Origin of the sequence: Pandoraea horticolens (assembly GCF_902459555.1) — a bacterium.
GTDB classification, from domain to species: domain Bacteria; phylum Pseudomonadota; class Gammaproteobacteria; order Burkholderiales; family Burkholderiaceae; genus Pandoraea; species Pandoraea horticolens.
Genome location: NZ_CABPSM010000001.1, coordinates 278562 through 299879, shown reverse-complemented (window position 1 = coordinate 299879; position 21318 = coordinate 278562). Strand labels below are relative to the sequence as shown.

Genomic DNA, 21318 nt, shown 5'->3' with positions numbered 1-21318 from the left:
CGCGCGCAGACGTTCCCCCTTGGCGACAGCTTTGGGGAGTGTCCCTGCCGGCGAGTCCCCACCGTCGTTGGCGCTCGTGCACTTGGCCGAGTTATGCAGGCTGTTTATATGATTCGTCATAAAAATCGTCATTTAGACGAATGAATGCGTTTTTACGACGAATTGACGCTACATTTCATCGGACACCCTCCCTAGAATTGATGTTGTGGTGCTTGCACGAACGCCGACGGGATGACGCGGGCGTGATGCGAGCCCTCTTGTTCGACATCTTGATCCGGGGAAAAAACATGAAAAAGATCGCTTTACTTGGCGCGGGACATATCGGCCAGACCATCGCACGCCTGCTGCATGACAGCGGCGACTACCGGGTGACGGTTTTCGACCGCAACCCGCTGGCGTCTGCGGTGGTCCATGAATATGCGGATGCGTTTGTCGAACTGACCGGTAGCGACACGGGCTCATTACGGAAGGCCATGTCGGGCCACGACGCCGTCGTCAATGCGCTGCCTTACACGATGGCGACGAGTGCTGCGACGGCCGCAGTGGCGGCCGGCTGTCACTACTTCGACCTGACCGAAGACGTGGCCGCGACCCATGCCATCCAGCAACTCGCAGAAGGGGCATCGACTGCGCTGATGCCCCAGTGCGGTCTGGCCCCGGGTTTCATCGCTATCGCGGCGCATCACCTGGCGGCGGCGTTCGATCAGGTCGACTCCGTGAAGATGCGCGTCGGCGCGTTGCCGGCGTTCCCCACCAACTCGCTGAAATACAACCTGACGTGGAGCGTCGACGGGCTGATCAACGAGTATTGCCAGCCGTGCGAGGCAATTCGCGACGGCGTCAGGCTGACCGTACAGCCGCTGGAGGACCTGGAACACTTCTCGCTCGATGGCGTGGAGTACGAGGCGTTCAACACCTCGGGCGGGCTGGGCACGCTGTGTGAAACACTCAGTGGGCGCGTGCGCGATCTCGATTACAAGTCGGTGCGCTATCCGGGCCATGGGGCGTTGATGAAGGTGTTGTTGAACGAACTGCGTCTGAAAGACGATCAGGAGACGCTTAAGACAATGCTCAAGCGCGCCGTGCCGAGCACCTTGCAGGACGTGGTGCTCATCTTCGTGGTCGTGAGCGGTCTGCGCGGCGGGGTGCTCACGCAAGAAGTCTTTGCGCGGAAGATCTTCGCGGAGCGCAATAACGGACACAGTGCCAGTGCGATTCAGATCACGACGGCATCGGCCATCTGTGCAGCGGTCGATATGTTCTTTGCCGGACAATTACCGCAGCGCGGCTTCATACGGCAGGAGCAGATTGCCTTGCCGGACTTTCTGGCCAATCGCTTCGGTCAGGTCTACGCCCATTCGACGCGTATCGAATCCCTCTCCTGACGCAAGAAGCGCGCCGCCGCGTCGCTCGCCGACGCGGCGGCGGGCTCGAAGTCACCGTGCGATTCCCGGCCGGTGAGGGCTGTTGGATTGGGTCTGGATAAAATTTCCTGATTTTTGTGATTGTTGGGATGGATTTTCCATAAAATCTGTCTCGGATGGGTGATTCGGCAAGCCTTTTCTCACTTCCGCCGCGTAGGATCGACGCACTTATTTATCCGGGGCCGATCATGCGCGAGAGAGAAACACTCCATTACTTCGACTATGCCGCCACCACGCCCGCCGACGCGGCTGTGATTGCCGCGATGTCCGACTGCCTCGGCGTGGATGGCGTCTTCGGCAATCCCGCGTCGAGTTCGCATGCGGCGGGCGTGAGCGCGCGCCGTCTCGTGGAGCGCTCGCGCGCGCAGGTCGCGGCACTCATCGGTGCCGACCCGACGGAGATCGTGTGGACGTCCGGCGCCACCGAATCGAACAATCTGGCGCTCAAGGGCTACGCGGAGCTGGGGCAGGCGCGCGCGCACATGATGACGAGCGTGCTGGAGCACAAGGCGATTCTCGACACGATGGCGTATCTGGAAAAGCGCGGCGTGCCGGTAACGTATCTGACGCCTTCGGTCACCGGCGAGATCACGGTCGATGCGGTGGCGGCGGCGCTGCGTCCCGATACGGGACTGGTGTCGCTCATGCTGGTCAATAACGAACTCGGCACGCTGACCGACGTCGCGGCCATTTCCAGAGTCGTGCACGCGGCAGGGGCGCTGCTGCATGTCGATGCTGCGCAGGCGCTAGGCAAGACGCCCATCGACGTGAAGGCCATGGGCATCGATATGCTCTCGATGTCGGCACACAAGGTGTACGGGCCGAAGGGGGTCGGCGCGCTGTACGTGAGCAAGGATGTCATGCCGCGCGTCGCGCCTCAAATGCACGGCGGCGGTCATGAACGCGGCTTGCGCTCCGGCACGCTGGCAACGCATCAGATCGTTGGCATGGGGACGGCGTGCGAGTTGGCCATGCAGGCCATGACGACCGATAACGCGCGCATTGCCCAACTGAGCCGCCGCCTGCTCGACGGCGTGCTGGCATTTGACGGCGTGGTGCACAACGCGTCCGATGCGCAACGCATTCCGCATACGCTGAGCCTGACGGTCCGGCATCCCGGGTTCTACACGTTCATGCTCAACGGTAATCTCGCCGTGTCGTCGACGTCGGCTTGTAACTCGGCCTCGGGGCAGCCTTCGCACGTGCTGAGTGCCATCGGACTCGACGGTGAAGCGGCGAGCCGCACCGTGCGCGTGAGCCTCGGTCGCTTTACCGACGAGGCTTGCGTCGACTTCGCGATTGCCTGCTTCGAACGCGCCGTCTGTCAGTGCCGGGCATTAGCCGCCTGAGATCACGTTTGCCGCTTGCTTCGGCGCTCCAACGCGCCGAACGCCGAAGGGTGTGTGTCGCCGTCTTGTATTATGCTTTGAACGACTTGCGACACTGCTGACTGCCATTCTCTCCCTCTCCCCACCCACCTTCACATCGGAGGTATGCATGAGCAAAGAGAAAGATAGTTCGGACACCGGATCAACGACAGGCGCCGGTGCGCCGGCGGCAAGCGACCGAAACACGCTATCGGTCGGGGCGGATGGCCCGCTGCTGCTTCACGACGTTCACTTCATCGAGCAAATGGCGCACTTCAATCGGGAGAAGGTGCCCGAGCGTCAGCCCCACGCGAAAGGTGCAGGCGCTTTCGGCATATTCGAAACTACCGAAGATGTCAGCCGATATACCAAGGCCTCGCTATTCAGGAAGGGCGCCAAGGTGGAAATGCTCGCGCGCTTTTCCACGGTCGCGGGCGAATCAGGCAGCCCCGATACCTGGCGCGACGTGCGCGGCTTCTCCCTCAAGTTCTATACCGACGAAGGCAATTACGATCTCGTCGGCAACAACACACCGGTTTTCTTTGTGCGCGACCCGATGAAGTTCCCGCACTTCATCCGCAGTCAAAAGCGTTTGCCGGACTCGGGGTTGCGCGACAACCATATGCAATGGGACTTCTGGACGAACAATCCGGAGTCGGCGCACCAGGTGACGTATCTGATGGGCGACCGTGGCTTGCCGCGTACCTGGCGGCACATGAACGGCTACGGTTCGCATACCTATCTGTGGATCAATGCGAGCGGCGAGAAATTCTGGGTGAAGTATCACTTCCATACCGAGCAGGGCATGGAATGCTTCTCGAACGCCGAAGCGGCAACGATGTCCGGTCAGGACGCCGACTTCCATCGCCGGGATCTGTTCAACGCCATCGTGCGCGGTGAGCATCCGAGCTGGATTCTGTGGGTGCAGGTCATGCCGTATGCCGACGCGAAACAGTACCGCTTCAATCCGTTCGACCTGACGAAGACGTGGTCGCACAAGGACTATCCGCTGATGAAGGTGGGCAAGATGACGCTCAACCGCAATCCGGAGAACTTCTTCGCGCAGATCGAGCAGGCGGCGTTCTCGCCAGGCAATACCGTGCCGGGCATCGGCCTGTCGCCCGACAAGATGCTGCTCGGACGCGCCTTCGCGTACAACGACGCGCAGCGCAACCGCATCGGGACGAACTTCCATCAACTGCCGGTCAATCGCCCGAAGGTGCCGGTGCAGTCGTATATGTTCGACGGCCACATGGCGTTCGAACACAGCGGCAATGCGCCGACTTATGTGCCGAATAGCGGTGGCCGTCCGTATGCCGATCAGACGGGCCCGGCGGAGGACGGTTGGGAGTCGGATGGCGCTATGGTGCGCAGTGCCTATACGCTGCACGAAGAGGACGACGACTTTTCGCAACCGGGCAATCTGGTGCGTCACGTATTCGACGATGCGGCACGCACGCGTCTGGTCGAGACCGTGTCGGGCGCGTTGCTGGCCGGGGTGCGCAGCCCGGTACTCGAGCGGGCCTTCGACTATTGGAAGCAGATCGACAGGGATGTCGGTGCGCGCATCGAGCAAGCGGTGAAGAGCGCCAAGAAGTAGGCGTTTTTTGCCACGCTATCGACTGCGGCGGGTCGCGATGCATGGCGTCGCGCCCGCCGTTTTCGTAGGGGGAGCGTTCGGTGTCACGTCTTGCGTCGAGTTTGACGACGCGCCGATCCGGTTCGTTATTCCGGTGCAAAAATTGTCACTCATTGTGAGTGCGCGTGCTTCCTGATAGCATGACGACTGCTACACGGAGATGGCATACCTCCGGCGTTCGTTTCGCAAACCGCCCCTCCCCGGGGCTGATGATGCCTGCAAGATCCTGGCGTGCCGGGAGGTTGCGGGCTATGCGTACGAGCATTTCTCTCGTTCCCTTCGAATCCCGATTCCCTCCCGGCAGTGTTCAGGCAATTTGTCGACGACGTCGCTCGTCCCGATGTTTGAGCCCATGAAGATGTTTCACGATTCCCCGTTGCGTGACCTATTCGGTGTACTGCCGCGTGCCGCCCATGTCAGTGCGCTTGCCGCGCTCGCCGGTGTGATGGCCGGCAGCGCGTCGGCGCTGTTTCTCGTTGCACTCGATCTCGCGACCGATACCCGGCTGATTCATCCGTGGCTGCTTTGGCTGCTCCCCGTGGCTGGCTTCGGGGTCGGCTGGATCTACCTGCGCCTCGGCGCCAGTGTGGAAGCCGGCAACAATCTGCTGATCGACGAGATTCACGATCCGCAACGCGTCGTGCCGTTGCGCATGGCGCCGCTCGTGCTCGTTGGCACTGTCGTCACGCATCTGTTTGGCGGGTCCGCCGGGCGGGAAGGCACCGCCGTGCAGATGGGCGGCGCTCTGGCCGATCAACTCACCCACGTCTTCCGGCTGTCTGGCGAACAGCGTCGTGTGCTGCTGATGTCGGGCATTGCCGCAGGGTTCGCATCGGTATTCGGCACGCCGCTCGCGGGCGCTGTCTTCGGTCTGGAAGTTCTCGCCATCGGCCGCCTGCGTTATGACGCCCTGTTGCCGTGTCTCGTCGCGGCGCTCGTCGGCGACGCCGTCACGCGTGCCTGGGGAGTGCATCACACTGCGTACACGATCGCACCTGGCTTATTTGCCGCGTCGATGTCGCTCTCGGGCGCGTTCAGTGCCGCGGTCGCCGGGGTGCTTTGCGGACTGGCCGGCATGGCCTTCGCGCAGGCGACGCATGCAATGTCTGCCTTCATGAAACGGCGCATCGCCTACGCTCCGCTGCGGCCCGTGGCCGGGGGCGTGCTGGTCGCGGCCGCTGCCACGGCGTTGGGCACGCCGCAGTACCTCGGCCTCGGCATTCCGACCATCGTCGACGCGTTTCATACTACGTTGCCCTGGTACGACTTCCTCGGCAAGGCGCTCTTCACGGTGGTCACGCTGGGCTCGGGCTTCAAGGGCGGGGAGGTGACGCCGTTGTTCTACATCGGCGCGACGCTCGGCAATGCGCTCTCGCATGTGTTGACGTTGCCCGCTGCCGTGCTCGCGGGCATCGGTTTTGTCGCGGTATTCGCCGGGGCTGCCAACACGCCCATTGCGTCGACGTTGATGGCCATCGAGATCTTCGGCCCGCAGATCGGGAGCTACGCTGCGATCGCGTGCGTGCTGGCGTATCTGTGTTCCGGGCATACGGGGATATATCGTGCACAGCGCGTCGGGCACGGCAAACATGGCGCAGTGCCGGAAGGCACGCGACTTGCCGACCTGCCGGCATGGCGCAAGTCGCTCGGGGCAGGTCGCCGTGCCACGGAGGACGCGCAGGACACGCACCGCCGCTAAACGGTGCCGCGCGCCAGATCCCTCAGCGTTCGCTGAAATGCCGCCGCGTTTTTCATGCCCTGATCCTCGTGATTCGTGTTGAAGAGGACATGTGTGTCGTCGGCCAGCGCCGCAATGCGTTGGACGCGAGCCGAAATGTCGATCAATTCGCTCGCGCTGTATTCGTAGACGAATCGTCCGGACGAGGCGACAACGCCCTGCCGGTTCCACGCGTCCGCATTCCGGCCATGCAGACGCACGACGCACAGGTCGTCGCGCGTCGTCGCCCACACGGCGGGCACCGTATTGTCGAATCCCTCCGGACTGTCGACGATGGTGTGCGCCGCGCCAGTCTCGCGCAACATGGCCAGCGTGGCGGCTTCGCGCGATGACGTGTCGAACCAGCTACGGTGCCGAAATTCGATGGCGTGCCGCTCGCCCTCCAGCCGCCGTGCTGTCTCGAAGACGAGCGCCCGGCCTGCCTTGTCGTTGCGCACGCGTGGCGAGAACTGGAAGTGAATCGCCGTCAGTTGTCCGCTCTGACGCAGCGGCTCGACGGCTTCGAGATAGCGTCGCCAGAGTTCGTCGCGCAGCTCGGTGGGGATGTCATCCGGCGTGACGCCGCCCGCAGGCCATGGTCTCGCCCCACCGCTCGCGCCAAGTGCGCCGGCGATGTCGGGGGGCAATGCCGCGAGCGGTGTCGTATGGCCGGTGAACGCGCGAAATGCCTTGATGTGGAAGCGAAACGACGGCGGCGTGCGTTGCGTCCATCGCCATGCCACGGCGGCATCGGGCAAACGGTAATAGCTGCTGTCGACTTCCACCAGATCGAACTTCGACGCGTAGTGACGCAACCGCGCCTCGGGCGTAGCGACGCCCGGCGGGTAGAACCGTCCGCACGCAATGAGTGTCGGATCGGTCCATGACGAGGTGCCGGTGCGAATCGTCATGAGGCTGGTCGGTGGGGCTTCAATAGGGCGCTGGCGGGGAAGCCGCTGCGGTTCGTTTCGAATTGTCCCGAATTGTCTCGAATTCAAAAGGGGCTCGATGGGCATTGGCGCCGCCGTTATAATGTATAAATATACAGTACTCTTTGAGCGTAACCTCGGGCAATCGTCCGCATTCTCGAGGTTCTCCCAGATCTCGCATGTCAGAACAGCCGACTGCCGCTGCCCGCAATCCGTGGGCTGAACTCAACGAACGCCAGCGCGAGGCCGTCGACCACGGTGTGGGTGACGGCGGCGAGCCCGGCGGCCCGTTGCTCGTCATTGCCGGGGCGGGTTCGGGCAAAACCAGCACCCTTGCCCATCGCGTGGCCAACCTGATCGTGCGCGGGGCGGACCCCAATCGCATCTTGCTGCTCACGTTTTCGCGCCGCGCGGCGGGGGAAATGGAGCGGCGCGTGGGGGCCGTGCTTCAGAAGGTGTTGGGGCTGGCGTCGTCGCAACCGCCGTCGCTGCCGTGGGCCGGAACGTTTCACGCCATCGGTGCGCGCTTGCTGCGTGACTTTGCCTCGCGCATCGGTCTGTCGGAAGCGTTCACCATTCACGATCGCAGCGACGCCGAGGATCTGCTTGGCATCGCGCGTCACGAACTCGGTTTTTCCAGCACGCAGTCGCGCTTCCCGCTCAAGGGCACCTGCCTGTCGATCTATTCGCGCGTGGTGAACAGTCAGGCACCGCTCTCGGAGGTACTCGCGAAGCACTTCCCATGGTGCGCGCAATGGGAGGCGCAACTCAAAACGCTCTTTGGCGCTTATGTCGACGCGAAGCAGGCACAACACGTTCTCGACTACGACGACTTGCTGTTGTACTGGGCTGAAACGATGGGCGCACCAGAACTCGCGCGCGAGTTGGGTGAGCGCTTCGATCATGTTCTTGTTGACGAGTATCAGGACACCAACCGCTTGCAGGCGCAGATTCTGCTCGGGATGAAGCCCGATGGGCGCGGCCTGACTGTTGTCGGGGACGATGCGCAGTCGATCTATGCTTTTCGCGCGGCCACGATCCGCAACATCCTCGATTTCCCGGCACAGTTCGCCGAGCCCGCGCATGTGGTCACGCTCGAGCGTAACTACCGGTCGACGCAACCGATTCTCGATGCGTCCAATGCCGTGATCGCCGAGTCTAGCGAGCGCTATGCGAAGGCACTGTGGACCGATCGCCACTCGACGCGTTTGCCGCAGCTTGTCAACGTGAGCGACGAATCGGGGCAGGCGCGCTGGGTCGCCGATCAGGTGCTGGCGCAGCGCGAGACCGGCACGCCATTGAAGCAGCAGGCGGTGTTGTTTCGTACTGGCAGCCATAGCGCAGCGCTGGAACTGGAATTGACACGCCGCAACATCCCGTTCGTGAAGTTCGGGGGGCTAAAGTTCCTTGAGGCGGCGCATGTGAAGGACATGCTGTCGATCCTGCGCTGGGCGCACAACCCGGCCAGCCGCCTGTCGGGGTTTCGGGTGGCGCAACTCATCCCGGGCATTGGCCCGGTGAGCGCAACACGTCTGCTCGACGTCATGGCGCAATCGGCCACGCCCGCACAGGTGCTCGCAGACTTCAAACCGCCGTCGGCGGCAGCCGCCGATTGGCGGGCGTTCGTGGAAGTCTTCATGGCGCTGCATGACACACGCGTTGCATGGCCTGCCGATGTCGATCTCGCGTTGCGCTGGTACGCACCTATGCTCACGCAACGCTTCGACGATGCCGCCGTGCGTCAGGCCGATCTCGAACAGCTCGCCCGCATTGCGGGCACGTATGGCTCTCGCGAGACATTCCTGACCGAATTGACGCTCGATCCCCCGGACGCCACGAGCGCGCAATCCGGCGTGCCGTTGCTCGATGAGGATTACCTGATTCTGTCGACCATCCACAGCGCGAAGGGGCAGGAGTGGCACTCGGTCTACGTGCTCAACGTGATCGACGGATGCATTCCGTCCGACATGAGTACGGGCGACGACGCGGACATCGAGGAAGAGCGGCGGCTGTTGTACGTGGCGATGACGCGGGCGAAAGTGTCGCTGCAACTGGTGGTGCCGCAGCGGTTTTACGTGCATCAGCAAACCGGTCTGGGAGATCGTCACGTGTATGGCACGCGCAGCCGTTTCGTCTCCGACAAGATGCTGCCGCTGTACGAGATGCTGCCGAAGCCGCGCGAGGGCGATGTTCCGCGTGGTCCGGTGGGCGACGTGACCGTCCACATCGATGTCGCAAGGAAGCTCCGCAATGCGTGGTCCTGAGATTGTTTTGCGCGACGCGCGTGAGTCGGATGCGGCCGCGTTGACGTCGCTGCTCATGCAGACCTATCACACGACGTGGGCACCCATGCTGCGGCCCGAGGTGGCGGCAGCGTTCGGCTCCGGCGAACGCACGCAAGCGTATGTGCAGGCCCATTGGAACGCGTTCGTGGTGGCGGCGCTGGACGTGGATGACGATTCGGTCGTCGGCATGGTGCACGTTGCAGGCGACTTCGTCGACGCCTTGCATGTGGCGCCGTCGCAGCAGCGTCGTGGCATCGGCGCATTGTTACTGGCGCACGCCGAGGCGCACATGCGCGCGCTTGGACATCGCATCGCCCGGCTCGAAACCGACACGTTCAACACACAAAGCCGCGCGTTCTATGCCAGACACGGTTACGCCGAGGTCGCGATGTATCCCGACGAGGAATGGGATAGCGGCTTCACGACCGTGTTGCTGACCAAGGCCCTCTGAGCCGCGAAAACTCTCGCCACGTTTCCGTTGTCAGACACGGAAATTTTCCGAAGTTGCCCTCTTTTGCGCATCAGGTATAGTCGCCGCATTGGCGGCGGGGCGTTGCGCATCGCTGCCATGCCGTTTTCATAGAAACTTCAAAAGACGCATGCGAGGGGATGCAAATGCAATGGCTGGTTGACCAATTGACGTTGCTGCCGACGGGGCTGTTGCTTATCTGTATGGCGTTCGGCACGGCGCTGGTCGCTGTCGTCGTCGCCTGGCTGGTGCGTATCTGGTTGTTCGACCGGCTGGCCGACCCGTCCGAGGTGCGCGGCACGGCGGCCGATGTGGTCCATGGCAGCCTGCTGGCGTTCATCGTCTTCGTGCTTGCTCACGTGTTGACCGACGTGCGCGGCAATCTTGGCCGCGCCGACGATCAGGCATTGCACGAGGCGTCGGTGGTAAGGCGTCTGGATCGGGAACTCAAAGCGGTAGGAGACGCCGATGCGCAGGCCGCGCGCGTGCTGCTGCGCAGTTACGTGAAGTCTGCGGTCACCGACGAATGGGCAACGTTGGGCACGGCCGATCCCGACTTGTCGCCGGTGACGGAGCAAGCGCTCACGGCGTTTGTCGGTGCCACGCGCCGCGTGATCACGAGGCACGAAGACAGCGCCAGTTCGATCCGTACACTGCTCGATCGGCTGGAGGAGTCGCGCCAGGGACGCTTCGAGAACTCGACGAAGACGGTACCCGGCGTGTTCTGGTGGGTCATTTCGCTCTTCATGCTGGCGGCAATGGCGATGAATGGGCGGTATCCCGGTTCGTGGAAAGGAAATTTCATCATTGCGATCCATATGGGTGCCATCGGGATGGTGATTGCCCTGATCATCAATCTGGATGAACCGTTCCGCGGTGTGTCGGCCATTTCGCCTGTGCCACTGGCGAAATCGGTGGGTATCGCGGTGACACGCTGACGCGGGCGTTTCGCGAGCGTTTCTTGTCCCGGATCGGTTCCGGTTGTCGTAAGGAGGAGAAGAGAACGATGTATTCGAATATGCCAATGCCGTCGGCGGAATCCACACCGGAAATCGAGGCGTTCCGCCCAGGTGTCTACCGTCACTACAAAGGCAATTGCTACCTCGCGCTGGGCATCGCCCGCGCCGACGAGACGAATGAACCGGTCGTCGTCTATACGCGACTCTATCCACGTGAAGGCTTGCCCATGAGCACCCGCCTGCTGCGCATTTGGAACGAACCGGTGATGACCCAGAGCGGGCCGGTGCCGCGCTTCACGTACATCGGTCACACTACCCCCGCCGCGTGAGCCATCGTGTTTGCGCGCCCGCGCGCTTGGTATCGGCGCGCCCGAACCGCACGATTCACCTCACCTCGCCATTTTCAGGACCTCCCTCCCATGACCTCACTCCCCCCGATGCACCAGGCCATTGCCGCTTCGCGCGCGCACCCCGTAGCGGCCGACGAACACGATCTCCGCATCGCCGAGACGAATGACGCGACATCGGCGTCGAAGCCCGCGCCGCGCAACCTGCGCCGTTGGTGGGCCTTGTTCGCGATTCTTCCGTTTGTGACTTCGGTGTCGGGGTGTGGATTGATGGCCGCGCCGTGCCGGGTGACGTCGGCGGGGTTGAAGATCATTCCAGGCGTCGGGGGCGTGCTGGCCGCGCCGACGGACGCTTGCGCAGCGGCCATCGACTGATCGGCCCGCGTGACGAGCGGCCGGACGGCAGCCGGTTTTCCGGACGTAGAAAAAAAGAAAGCCCGCAAGCTGCGGGCTAAATCCATATCAGGAGGAGACATGGAGGAGACGAATTCAGTATAGGACGACGTGCTGCAATGCACCATATGTATTTTTACGTAAGTCTCTACATGTTGCATACTTGCAACGGTAGATAAATTTCATGAAATCAATGCTTTATTTCCCTTGCTAACACACGTCCCAGCCTGTCTCTCTTCCTGAATTCCGAGTTCTTCCTCTAGCTATTGTGCGTGCGCACGTCTTTTTGTCGACATTTGCTCGAGGATGAACGGCACCGAATCGCGCAGGGACGGATTGAGCGTCGCGTCATGGTCGAGCCCCTCATATAGGTGCACGCGCGTCGTGGTGCCCGCTTTGGCGACGTCGTGCGCAAATGCTTGCTGCATGATGACCGGCACGTCGATGTCCTTGCTGCCAAAGCCAATGAACACCGGATGCTTGATATGAAGTGTCGGATAGCGCAGCGATGGCGTTTGGTGATTCAGCAGCTTCTGGATCATCGGCTGAAGGCTGTTGCCGGCGTTCAGGCCTGCGGCAGTGGAGTGACTGGTCAACTCGTCGATGCAAAGCGTGCGGGCCTCGTCGAGCACAGGCAGCGCCTGCGGTGAGAAGTACCGCGCTGCCTGCAATGTCGGATCGCGGTCGGCAGCCGACAGGAACAGGTACATTGCGTAGGGAATCTTCGGGTCCGGCGCGCCCGGATCGGGTTGGCTCGCGAACAGCATGGCGGCGGACGTCTGGGCATTGAAGTACGGCGTGCCCGTGAGCACCGTCGCGATCACTTTGACGTCCGGCGCGTACAACGGCTGATAGCCTGCCGCCGCGAACGCCGCATGCGCCCCCTGCGACTGCCCGACGATGACCACGCGGTTCTGCAACGGGAACACGCTGCGTGCGGCGAGCAGACTGTCGAGCACGCTATAGGCTTCCGCACGCGCATTCAGGTAGTGATGCAGCCCTTGCGAGCCAAGGCCCGCGTAGTCGGGCGCCACAATCGCGAAGCCGAGCGAGAGCCAGGTGCCAAGGTACTGAGTGTCGCGTTGGCTGCGTACGTTAAGTGACGGCGCACACGCGCTGGCGACACCCACGGTGCCATGCGCCCACACCACTACGGGCCAGCCGCCGGGCGGTGTCGGCCCCTTGGGCAGAAAGACTGCGCCCGTGTCCTCGCGGGCCTCGATGCCGCCAACGCCGTCGATGGAACTGTAACGAATGCGGAATTGTTCGCCGGCCTCGGATAGACCGTGGTCGGCTTCGAACGGCTGCCGGTCGACGATGGCGCCGTGAGGGAGGGTGGCGGGAGCGGCTTCGGGCGTGATCGCGTGGGCAGCGCGGCCGATGACCAGACTGGCGAACAGGGCGGCGCTCGTGAAGTGCCACAGGCGGTTGAACATGCTGAGCTGTCCTCGTCTTGGGTTGTGCTTCCAAAGTTCGCACGAGCGACGAATACGCGTCGTCCGCATGCCGGCTGTCGTTGCCTTGGCCGGTACGGGTGACGTTACACCGTCTCCCTCCGAATGTCTCGACGGGGGCCCGCCCTCAATCCATCGTCAACCCGCGCTCAACCGTGCGACGCCGGATTGCCTTGCGTTTGCGCGACGGCGGCTTGCTCTGCGGCCTCACGCCACGCGCGACGCGACCGCCGCATGCGACGCAGCGCGAGCGATGACATCGTGATCCAGCCGAACGGACGCGGATCGACGAGCATGCTCACCGCACGGGCGTAATCAAGCACCAGACCCGGTGTCCAGGCCATTGTCTTGGCTCGCTTGCGCAGTTGGGCCGCGACCCATAGCTCAGGTGTGAGCCACAAGCGTACGAATGTCCACCAGCCGGCGTCCGCCCCGTTTGGCAGTTGCCCGACCCGGCCTTCGATGGCGGCTTCGAGTGCCTTGGCGACGCTGCTCGAGCAGTTGCGGTGCGTGAGGTTATACGTGGCGTTCTGCTGGTAAGTCTGCCAAAAGGCGCTGAGTTGCCGGGGGCTGTAGTTGCGAATGCGGACTTTGACCGTCGAGGGACACCAAGCCTTCGATTCCGTCGCGTAGTCAGGCTGGAACACGCCGGGCACATCGTTTTCGCGCGTGGCGCGCAGCAGTTGCCCGAACTGGTCCGGCGAGCGGTCGATTTCCTTGGCCGGGTAAAGGCTCACGTAGATGCCTTCATGGCTTTCCAGCGCCGCGTGGCCCGTCGAGATCACGCCGTTCTTGTCGACGGCGGCGATGTAACGATCGATCACCGGGTGTCGGCGCGCCGGCGCTTTGGCCGAGCCCGAGGGTGTCCAGACATGGACTGTCAACGCCGGCTCGGAATCGGCCGGCGGGCCTTCCCAGCGCGGCGCACGCAGACGCTCTTCCCACAAGTGCCGCTTGTCCTCCGGGCTGCCGAGAATCTGCTCGACGCGGAAGTCGCGGCGCATGCGTCGCGCTCGCATCGCGAGCACCAATACGTTCCAGCCAGTGAACGCGAGTCCCAGCCCGATCGCATACGGCAGCGTGCCTTTGTAGTGCGTCGGATACGGTTGGTAGAAGAAGATCGCGACGGCAATTTCAAGCAACCCGCCCGCCATGGCCCACGCCCAGCGCGGATACCGCACGACATATGCGGCCACGCATTGCAGCAGGCCGTCGGCGAGGAACAGGGTACCGAACAGCATCGACAGCCAGAAGTTGCCGGATCGTTGGTCGAAGAACAGCACGAGCAACGCGGCCATCGTGAACGTGCCTCCTTTGAGCCCACGCACGATGCGCTGGCCACCTACGCCGATGGTGACGATGGCGAGCGTTGCCAACCCTTCGAGCAGGAGCAGCCAGGCGAACACCTTGAGCGGGAAGTGCACCACACCGTCGAGTGCGTCGCAGATGAGGGCCAGCCCGAAGGCAAAGAAGATCGCACCGATCCAGATCAGTGCGCGCGCCCGGCGGCGCAGGTAATCAACGCCAAGCAACAGCAGTATCAGACGTACCAACGTTAGGTCTCCATCGCATGCGCCCATCCCGCCGATCACGGAGAAAGCGCGCGCCCCGAATGCGGGAGGATTGGGGATTCAGCTTATTTGACGCTATCTTAGCGCGTGAACCGTGACAGGCCAAAAACAAAGGCGGCGCGCTCCTCTCGGGGCGCGCCGCCTGTTGTGACAGACAACACAGATGCAGCACCCCGTGGGGCGATGCATTAGCCGGCTGACTTACTTCTTCTTGCCTTCGAGCTGCGGCAGGGCATCGTCGCTCGATGCGGTGAGCAGACCGGCCTTGGCATAGGTCATCAGCTTCTCGCGCGTGTCGACGATGTCGAGCGTGCGCATCGTGAGTTGGCCGATGCGGTCGAGCGGCGTGAAGACCGAGTCGCCCTTTTCCATCGTCAGGCGCTCAGGCTTGTACGTGAGGTTCGGCGAGGTCGTGTTGAGCAGCGAGTAATCGTTGCCGCGACGCAGTTCGATAGTCACTTCGCCGGTCACGGCGCGCGCCACCCAGCGTTGCGCCGTCTCGCGCAGCATGATGGCCTGCGGGTCGAACCAACGGCCTTGGTACAGCAACCGGCCCAGACGGCGGCCGTTCTCGCGGTACTGCTCGATGGTGTCTTCGTTGTGGATGCCGGTCACGAGTCGCTCGTAAGCGATGAACAGCAGCGCGAGGCCCGGGGCTTCGTAGATGCCGCGGCTCTTCGCTTCGATGATGCGGTTCTCGATCTGGTCGCTCATGCCCAGACCGTGACGGCCGCCGATGCGGTTAGCTTCTTCGAACAGTTCAACGGCATTGGCGAACGTCTTGCCGTTCAGCGCCACCGGTTGGCCTTCTTCGAAGCGCACGGTGACTTCTTCCGCCTTGATCGCGCAATCGTCGCGCCAGAACGGCACGCCCATGATCGGCTGCACGATCTTGATGCCCGAATTCAGGTGCTCGAGATCCTTGGCTTCGTGCGTCGCGCCCAGCATGTTCGAGTCCGTCGAATAGGCCTTCTCGACCGACATCTTGTAATCGAAACCGTTGGCGATCAGGAATTCCGACATTTCCTTGCGGCCACCGAGTTCGTCGATGAACGTCTGGTCCAGCCACGGCTTGTAGATTTGCAGGCCTGGGTTGGTCAAGAGACCGTAGCGGTAGAAGCGCTCGATGTCATTGCCCTTGTACGTGCTGCCATCCCCCCAAATATTGACGTCATCTTCCTTCATCGCAGCGACGAGCATCGTGCCCGTGACGGCGCGGCCGATCGGCGTGGTGTTGAAGTAGGTGACACCGGCGGTCGAGATGTGGAATGCGCCCGATTGCAGGGCGGCGATGCCTTCGGCCACGAGTTGCGTGCGGCAGTCGATCAGGCGGGCATTCTCGGCGCCATAACCCATGGCGCGACGAGGGATTTCATCGTAGTCCGGTTCGTCCGGCTGACCCAGATTGGCCGTGTAGGCGTACGGAATCGCGCCTTTTTGGCGCATCCAAAGCAGCGCAGCGCTGGTGTCGAGACCGCCCGAAAAGGCGATGCCGACCCGTTGTCCCGTGGGAATGTGTTGCAGAATCGTGGTCATCGGCGTGAAAAAGCTGGGTTTTTAACCTGTCAAGTATCCCTGTCTGGGCTATGGATGGTCAAGTCTGACGGCCGATTCCCGTGTGCCGCGACGGCCGCGACCTCCCAAATTCTCACCATTGCGTACCCGCCACACTGCACGCCGAGGCCAGAAAATCCGAGAACGCCCGGATCACGAGCGATGCCTGACGATGCTGCGGATAGACCACGTGAATTGCCGTCGGCGCGGGCGCGAAGTCGTCGAGTACGGTGACCAGCCGCCCGCTCAGCAGAGCCGGCGCGACGATGAACACCGGCAGCCACGTCAGGCCAAGCCCGGCCACGGCCGCGTCGCGCGCTAGTTCGCCGTTGTTCACGCGCAAGCGTCCGGCCACTGGAATGTCGACTGGATGCCCGTCCCGTGTGTAGGTCCAGCTTACGCGCTGGGTGTGGCCGTAGGGCAGCAAGGCGTGCTCGCGCAGGTCTTCCGGGGTTTGCGGCGCTTCGCGGGCTTCCAGATAGCGCGGGCTGGCGCACGTGACCATTCGCATGGGGGCGACGGTTCGGGCGATCAGCGACGAATCGGCCAACTCGCCGATGCGTACCGCCACGTCGTAGCCTTCGGCAATAATGTCGACGGTGCGGTCGTTCAGTTCAAGCTCGATCGTGACGTCGGGATATGTCGTGAGAAACGACGGAATGACCGATCCGAGGAACATTGTCCCGAACGACATGGGCGCCGAGACGCGCAGATTGCCGCGCGGGCGCTCGCCCTGACTGCTCACGGCGAGGTTGGCAGCCTCCACGTCATCGAGAATTCGCCGTGCACGCTCGTAATAGATCCGGCCGAGGTCCGTGACCGCCAGCCGCCGCGTCGTGCGCAGCAGCAGCCGCACGCCCAGCGATTGCTCCAACGACGAGATGCGGCGGCTCACGAACTGCTTCGAGAGCCCGAGCTTCGCCGCCGCCCCCGTAAAGCTCACCGCGTCCACGGCGGTGACGAAGATGCGCATATCGTCGAGCAAATCCATCGGCAAGATTCCAGTCGTTTCCAGTCGTAAGAGAGTTCGGGTGACAACGAGAGGGTTTATCCCGTCATTGTCACCCGGTAGCTGACAATCTTAGCCGACGAGGGCGTTGCCCTGCTCGTGCCGTTTTCACCGCTTGTGCGTCGCTATCGAAGCGCCAACCGCAGTCCCAACAAGATCGCAGCGGTGCCTGCGACGGCGAGCGTTGTGGGGCGATGGCCGAAGATGCCCCAGTCGAGCAACGCCGTCACCACGGGTACCAGATAGAACAGACTGGTGACGGTGACGAGGTTGCCCGTTGCGATCATGCGGTAGAGCAGCAGCGTAGCGCCGACCGAAATCACAAGGCCCATGTACAGCAATGGCAGCCAGAAGCCCCACGATGCATCGAAGTGCCACGGCTGCGTGGGTGCGACAAGCAGTGCCAACGCGAGCCCAACAGCGTATTGCAGCGGCAGCACGTCGAGCGGCGTCTGGCGCGAGCTTTTCTGCGCGAGGGTGCCGAGCGTCATACACGCGAGCGCACCTAGCGCCCACACCGAGCCCGCTGCCGACAATCTCGCCGACATCAGACTCTGCGCGACGACGAGCGCCAGTCCCACAAGCGCAAGGGCAAGCCCGGCAAGACGCCGCGCGCTGTGCGCCCGCTCAAGCGCCACGAGCGTGAGAATCGGCTGCACGCCCAGCACCGTCGCGAGTGCACCGGGCGTGATGTCGTTCGCGAGCGCCAGCAGATACGCCGCCTGATAACCGCCGATGAGTAATACTCCGGTGCCCGCGACTTGCCATCGGGTGCCCGCCGCCGGCCACCATTGACGGCGCGTCAACGCAATGAGCGTAAGCGCGGCAAGCGCTACGCCAAGCCGCACCACGAGAAACGCAAACGCCGACGCATGCGTCAGCCCCCATTTGGCGGCCAGTGCGCCGCCGCTCCACAACAGAACAAACAAGAGCGTTGCGCCATGCCGGCGCCACGCGAGACTTTCCACTTGCATCGATCTTCCCCTGAAAAGGATGTCCGGCCTGCCGGGCGTCGCGTCGACGAAAACGGCTAGAGAACGCCATTTCCCGTGACGCAACACAGGGCGCATGCGCAACGTGAAGACGTGTCGTCGCGTACGACGGACGACGGACGACGCGCCGGCAGGCGGATCAGCACTGAAATTCGGATGAAAAGGTGTTGTGCCGGGTGTTGGGCACCCAGCGCGCCAGACGTGGCGTCAGGCCACGACGCTGACGTCGGCAACCACCACGGCGGGCGGTGCTACACTGGCCGGCGGCGCCGGCGGAGGTACGACTGCTGTGAATCGCGCGCGCAGACGCGAGCCGGCACCGCATTGCAGCGGTGCGACGTCGGACTTGGCAAGTCGGAGAGACGCGCGAGCAGTCATGGATCGATGAAGAAACAAACGATGTCCGTCACTCGACGGGCGTGCTCGTAATGTACACGTCGCGTTTGCACGCGGCAAGCCCTAACCTCGACGAGGGATCACGCCGTCGGCCACGCACCCGTGCGTTCGACGCTGGGCGATGTCTCGCCGTCACGCCACCGTGCGGGCAGCGCGCCGCGCACGCGACGCACTTCGCGCACATATACGCGCACGAGTCGTTGCGCGCCTTCGAAGCCGCTCTCTGCTTCGTCCTGCCAGAGAATTTCGGCGTCGCCCGCCACGTGAAGAAAGTCGCCGGACGCGAAGTCGACGAACACCAGTCCCGCTCGCGGATTGGCGTGCAAATTGCCGAGGGTGTTGTAGAACGCGTTGCCCCGAAAATCGGGCCACGTCAGCGTGTGTGCGTCCTCAACAAGCACGAAGCCCGGCTTGCCGCCGCGGTGCGACACGTCGGCCCCGGTGCTGTGTTGCGTCGCGCCGTCGCCGGCGTAATGCGTGGCGACGAAGAACGTGTCGGCGCTGGCGATCTGCCATCGCGCGTCGTCGTCGAGCGACGTTTGCGCCGGTTCGGCCCGGGGTGCTTCGTCGTGACCGTCCGGCGAAATGTCTCGTTTGCGGATGTACTGCGGGCAGTTGCCGAAGCTCTGCGCGACGCGAATCGCGAAGCCCTGCGCGTCGGCTTCGACGACCGGCCCATTCACGCGATTCCTGCGACGCGTCGATGGCTCCAGCCCCAATATGCCGATCGGCGCGCCCAACGTCATCGCGCCATGCAGCGGATCGATCGAGGGCGGCAACGTGTCGACGCGCAGCCGCGTTGCGTCGGGGGAGTGCACGAAGCCGGGCGTGCCGCTAAGCAGCGTCGCCCAGGGCTGCCCGCGTGCGTCCAGCGCGCCCACGACGAGAAACGGCAACTGCGCAAAGAATTGGCGATGCTGATCCGGCATTGCGGTACGAATGACGCGTGCGCCGATAGCCGCCATGGCTTCGCGGGAACCGGCGAGTGTCTGGACGGCGATCTCGCCCGCATGGAACGGCGAGGCAGCGAACGAAGTTTCTACGGGCGCGGTCATGATTTCCTCCCGAGGTTCAGGCGGCGTTCAGGCCGCATGCCGTCGATACCATCGGCACGAAGCGCGGTAGCGCGGCCACACGAGCCAGCCATGCACGCACGGCGGGATAGGGGGCGAGCGAGACGTTGCCCTCGGGGGCGTGTGCGAGATAGGCGTAGCAGGCAACGTCGGCAATCGTCGGCGTGTCGCCCGCGAGGAACCGCGTGGCTTGCGGTGCGGCGAGATAGGTCTCGGTGCGCGAGAGCAAAAGCGTAGCGCGCTCGATCATCGCGCTCGCGTCAACGGGGCGCTGGAACACCACGACGACACGTGCCGCCGCCGGCCCGAATGCCAGATCGCCCGCCGCCACCGACAGCCAGCGCTGCACCTTCGCGGCAGCGACGGCATCGCGCGGCAACCATGTGCCACGAGTGTCGTAGCGCGTCGCCAGATACGTGAGGATGGCATTCGAATCGGCGATCACCCGCCCGTCGTCGTCGATCACGGGGATCTGACCGAAGTGATTCATGGCGAGAAACGCGGGCTGCTTGTGTTCTCCCGCGAGAAGGTCGATATCGATGGTCTCGTAGGGCAGATCCAGCAAGTGCAGCATCAGTTCGACGCGATGGCAATGCCCCGAGAGCACGTGCCGATAAAGGCGGATCGGGCGCGCAGGGCGAACGGGATGTTGCGCTTGGGCTTCGGCAGGATGAGTCATGAAACGTCTCCGGGTAATGACGGGCGGTTGATGGCCCCGTTGCGGGAGCCGTCACACCATGAGCGAATTGTCCATCCTGCCGATTTCCGGATAAATGCCCTAATGCTGATTTGACTACTCCGAAAATCGGAGTAATGATGCGCGGCATGGATAAACTTCGCGCCATGCAGACGTTTGTCGCCATCGTCGATCAGGGCAGCCTGAGCGCTGCGGCGCGCTCGCTCGATTCGTCGCTTCCGGCGGTGGTGCGCACTCTGGCGGCGCTTGAGACTTCGCTCGACGTGCGCTTACTCAACCGCACGACACGCCGCATCGCGCTGACCGAAGAGGGGCGGACGTATCTCGACACATGCCGCCAGATACTCAGCGAGCTAGAGGAGGCCGAAGCGCGGCTGGCGGCACGGCACGAAGCGCCGACGGGCACACTCGTGGTCACGGCGCCGGTGCTCTTCGGCCAACTGCATGTCGCGCCTGCGTTGTATCGCTTTCTGCGCGCCTATCCGGCCGTCAAGTGCCGTTTGTTACTCAACGACCGCGTGGTGAATCTCTGGGAGGAGGGCATCGACGTCGGTATTCGCATCTCGCCATTGGAGGACTCCAGCCTGGTTGCGCAGAGCATCGGGGCGATTCGTCGTGTGGTGGTGGCGAGCCCCGAATGTCTGGCCGAGCAGGGCGAGGTCGCGCATCCGCGCGAGCTTGTCGGCAAGAACTGCATCCGCTCGCATGGGGGCGGCTATGGGCAGTGGCGGTTCTGGGATGGCGGGCGCGAGTTCGTTGTGCCGGTCGACGGCAATCTGGAAATCAGTCACGGCTTCACCGCGGTCGAGGCGTGCATCGGCGGGATGGGCTACGGCTGCTTCCTCTCGTATCAGGTGGCCATACCGATGGCGGATGGACGTCTGGTGCGCGTACTCAAGGACTACGAGGGGCCGGCACGTCCCGTCAATATCGTGTATCCGCATGCGCGGCTGCTGCCGTCGCGTACGCGGGCGTTCGTCGAGTGGATGAAGCGCGAGTTGCGCGACGTGCCGATGGTGTGAGCGCGCGCGTGCGACAGGGAA

Annotated in this window: 17 protein-coding genes, 1 pseudogene and 1 riboswitch; of the genes and pseudogenes, 10 read left to right on the top strand and 8 right to left on the bottom strand. The window is 63.3% G+C overall.

Annotated elements, in window-relative coordinates; all coding sequences use genetic code 11:
• The first annotated feature begins 287 nt into the window (after nt 1-287).
• The 4 genes and pseudogenes from PHO31112_RS01410 to PHO31112_RS01395 all read left to right on the top strand — a co-directional run bounded on the left by PHO31112_RS01410 (nt 288) and on the right by PHO31112_RS01395 (nt 6129).
• Complete coding sequence (locus PHO31112_RS01410; protein ID WP_150618850.1) at nt 288-1385, top strand: saccharopine dehydrogenase family protein; 1098 nt, start codon at nt 288-290, stop codon at nt 1383-1385.
• A gap of 227 nt (nt 1386-1612) precedes the next feature.
• Nucleotides 1613-2770 (top strand): annotated as a pseudogene (locus PHO31112_RS01405) (cysteine desulfurase family protein); the annotation flags it as partial.
• Nucleotides 2771-2921: 151 nt separating this feature from the next.
• Nucleotides 2922-4391 carry a catalase gene (locus tag PHO31112_RS01400; RefSeq protein ID WP_150618848.1) on the top strand — a complete coding sequence of 490 codons (1470 nt, stop codon included), beginning with the start codon at nt 2922-2924 and terminating at the stop codon, nt 4389-4391.
• A 186-nt stretch (nt 4392-4577) separates the two neighbouring features.
• Nucleotides 4578-4656, top strand: a riboswitch (Fluoride riboswitch).
• A gap of 126 nt (nt 4657-4782) precedes the next feature.
• Nucleotides 4783-6129 carry a voltage-gated chloride channel family protein gene (locus PHO31112_RS01395; RefSeq protein WP_425495144.1) on the top strand — a complete coding sequence of 449 codons (1347 nt, stop codon included), beginning with the start codon at nt 4783-4785 and terminating at the stop codon, nt 6127-6129.
• Here PHO31112_RS01395 and PHO31112_RS01390 read toward each other — a convergent pair.
• Complete coding sequence (locus PHO31112_RS01390) at nt 6126-7058, bottom strand: DUF72 domain-containing protein (RefSeq protein WP_150618847.1); 933 nt, start codon at nt 7056-7058, stop codon at nt 6126-6128. The genes PHO31112_RS01395 and PHO31112_RS01390 overlap by 4 nt on opposite strands.
• Before the next feature lie 197 nt (nt 7059-7255).
• Here PHO31112_RS01390 and PHO31112_RS01385 point away from each other — a divergent pair, with 197 nt between their 5' ends.
• From PHO31112_RS01385 to PHO31112_RS28095, 5 genes are all read left to right on the top strand, one after another.
• Entirely contained in the window at nt 7256-9340 is a 2085-nt protein-coding gene (locus PHO31112_RS01385) for an ATP-dependent helicase (RefSeq protein ID WP_150618846.1), read from the top strand.
• Nucleotides 9327-9812 (top strand): GNAT family N-acetyltransferase, encoded by a 486-nt coding sequence (locus PHO31112_RS01380; protein WP_150618845.1) that lies wholly within the window; start codon nt 9327-9329, stop codon nt 9810-9812. The genes PHO31112_RS01385 and PHO31112_RS01380 overlap by 14 nt, the downstream gene beginning before the upstream one ends.
• A 164-nt stretch (nt 9813-9976) precedes the next feature.
• Complete coding sequence (locus PHO31112_RS01375) at nt 9977-10768, top strand: bestrophin-like domain (RefSeq protein ID WP_174995456.1); 792 nt, start codon at nt 9977-9979, stop codon at nt 10766-10768.
• A 68-nt stretch (nt 10769-10836) separates the two neighbouring features.
• The gene (locus tag PHO31112_RS01370; RefSeq protein ID WP_174995455.1) at nt 10837-11118 is read left to right on the top strand and encodes a DUF1653 domain-containing protein; all 282 of its coding nucleotides are present in this window, start codon (nt 10837-10839) and stop codon (nt 11116-11118) included.
• A gap of 222 nt (nt 11119-11340) precedes the next feature.
• A complete protein-coding gene (locus PHO31112_RS28095; protein WP_036663866.1) occupies nt 11341-11511 on the top strand; it encodes a DUF6726 family protein in 171 nt (56 codons plus the stop codon).
• Nucleotides 11512-11792: 281 nt separating this feature from the next.
• Here the strand turns inward: PHO31112_RS28095 and PHO31112_RS01360 are convergent, their stop codons facing one another.
• From PHO31112_RS01360 to PHO31112_RS01330, 7 genes are all read right to left on the bottom strand, one after another.
• Nucleotides 11793-12965 (bottom strand): lipase family protein, encoded by a 1173-nt coding sequence (locus PHO31112_RS01360; protein ID WP_150618842.1) that lies wholly within the window; start codon nt 12963-12965, stop codon nt 11793-11795.
• Between the two features lie 167 nt (nt 12966-13132).
• Nucleotides 13133-14536 carry an HdeD family acid-resistance protein gene (locus PHO31112_RS01355; RefSeq protein WP_150618841.1) on the bottom strand — a complete coding sequence of 468 codons (1404 nt, stop codon included), beginning with the start codon at nt 14534-14536 and terminating at the stop codon, nt 13133-13135.
• A 219-nt stretch (nt 14537-14755) separates the two neighbouring features.
• On the bottom strand, nt 14756-16090 hold the full coding sequence (argG, locus tag PHO31112_RS01350) for an argininosuccinate synthase (protein ID WP_150618840.1): 1335 nt from the start codon (nt 16088-16090) through the stop codon (nt 14756-14758).
• A gap of 112 nt (nt 16091-16202) precedes the next feature.
• Complete coding sequence (locus PHO31112_RS01345; protein ID WP_150618839.1) at nt 16203-17099, bottom strand: LysR family transcriptional regulator; 897 nt, start codon at nt 17097-17099, stop codon at nt 16203-16205.
• A gap of 143 nt (nt 17100-17242) precedes the next feature.
• Nucleotides 17243-18091, bottom strand: coding sequence for a DMT family transporter (locus PHO31112_RS01340; protein ID WP_150618838.1), 849 nt, complete (start codon nt 18089-18091; stop codon nt 17243-17245).
• Between the two features lie 494 nt (nt 18092-18585).
• Nucleotides 18586-19560 (bottom strand): pyridoxamine 5'-phosphate oxidase family protein, encoded by a 975-nt coding sequence (locus PHO31112_RS01335; protein WP_150618837.1) that lies wholly within the window; start codon nt 19558-19560, stop codon nt 18586-18588.
• A 16-nt stretch (nt 19561-19576) separates the two neighbouring features.
• Entirely contained in the window at nt 19577-20257 is a 681-nt protein-coding gene (locus PHO31112_RS01330; protein WP_150618836.1) for a glutathione S-transferase family protein, read from the bottom strand.
• A 146-nt stretch (nt 20258-20403) separates the two neighbouring features.
• On the opposite strand from PHO31112_RS01330, the gene PHO31112_RS01325 reads away from it, so the two are divergent.
• Entirely contained in the window at nt 20404-21297 is an 894-nt protein-coding gene (locus tag PHO31112_RS01325) for a LysR family transcriptional regulator (RefSeq protein ID WP_150618835.1), read from the top strand.
• Nucleotides 21298-21318: the final 21 nt, after the last annotated feature.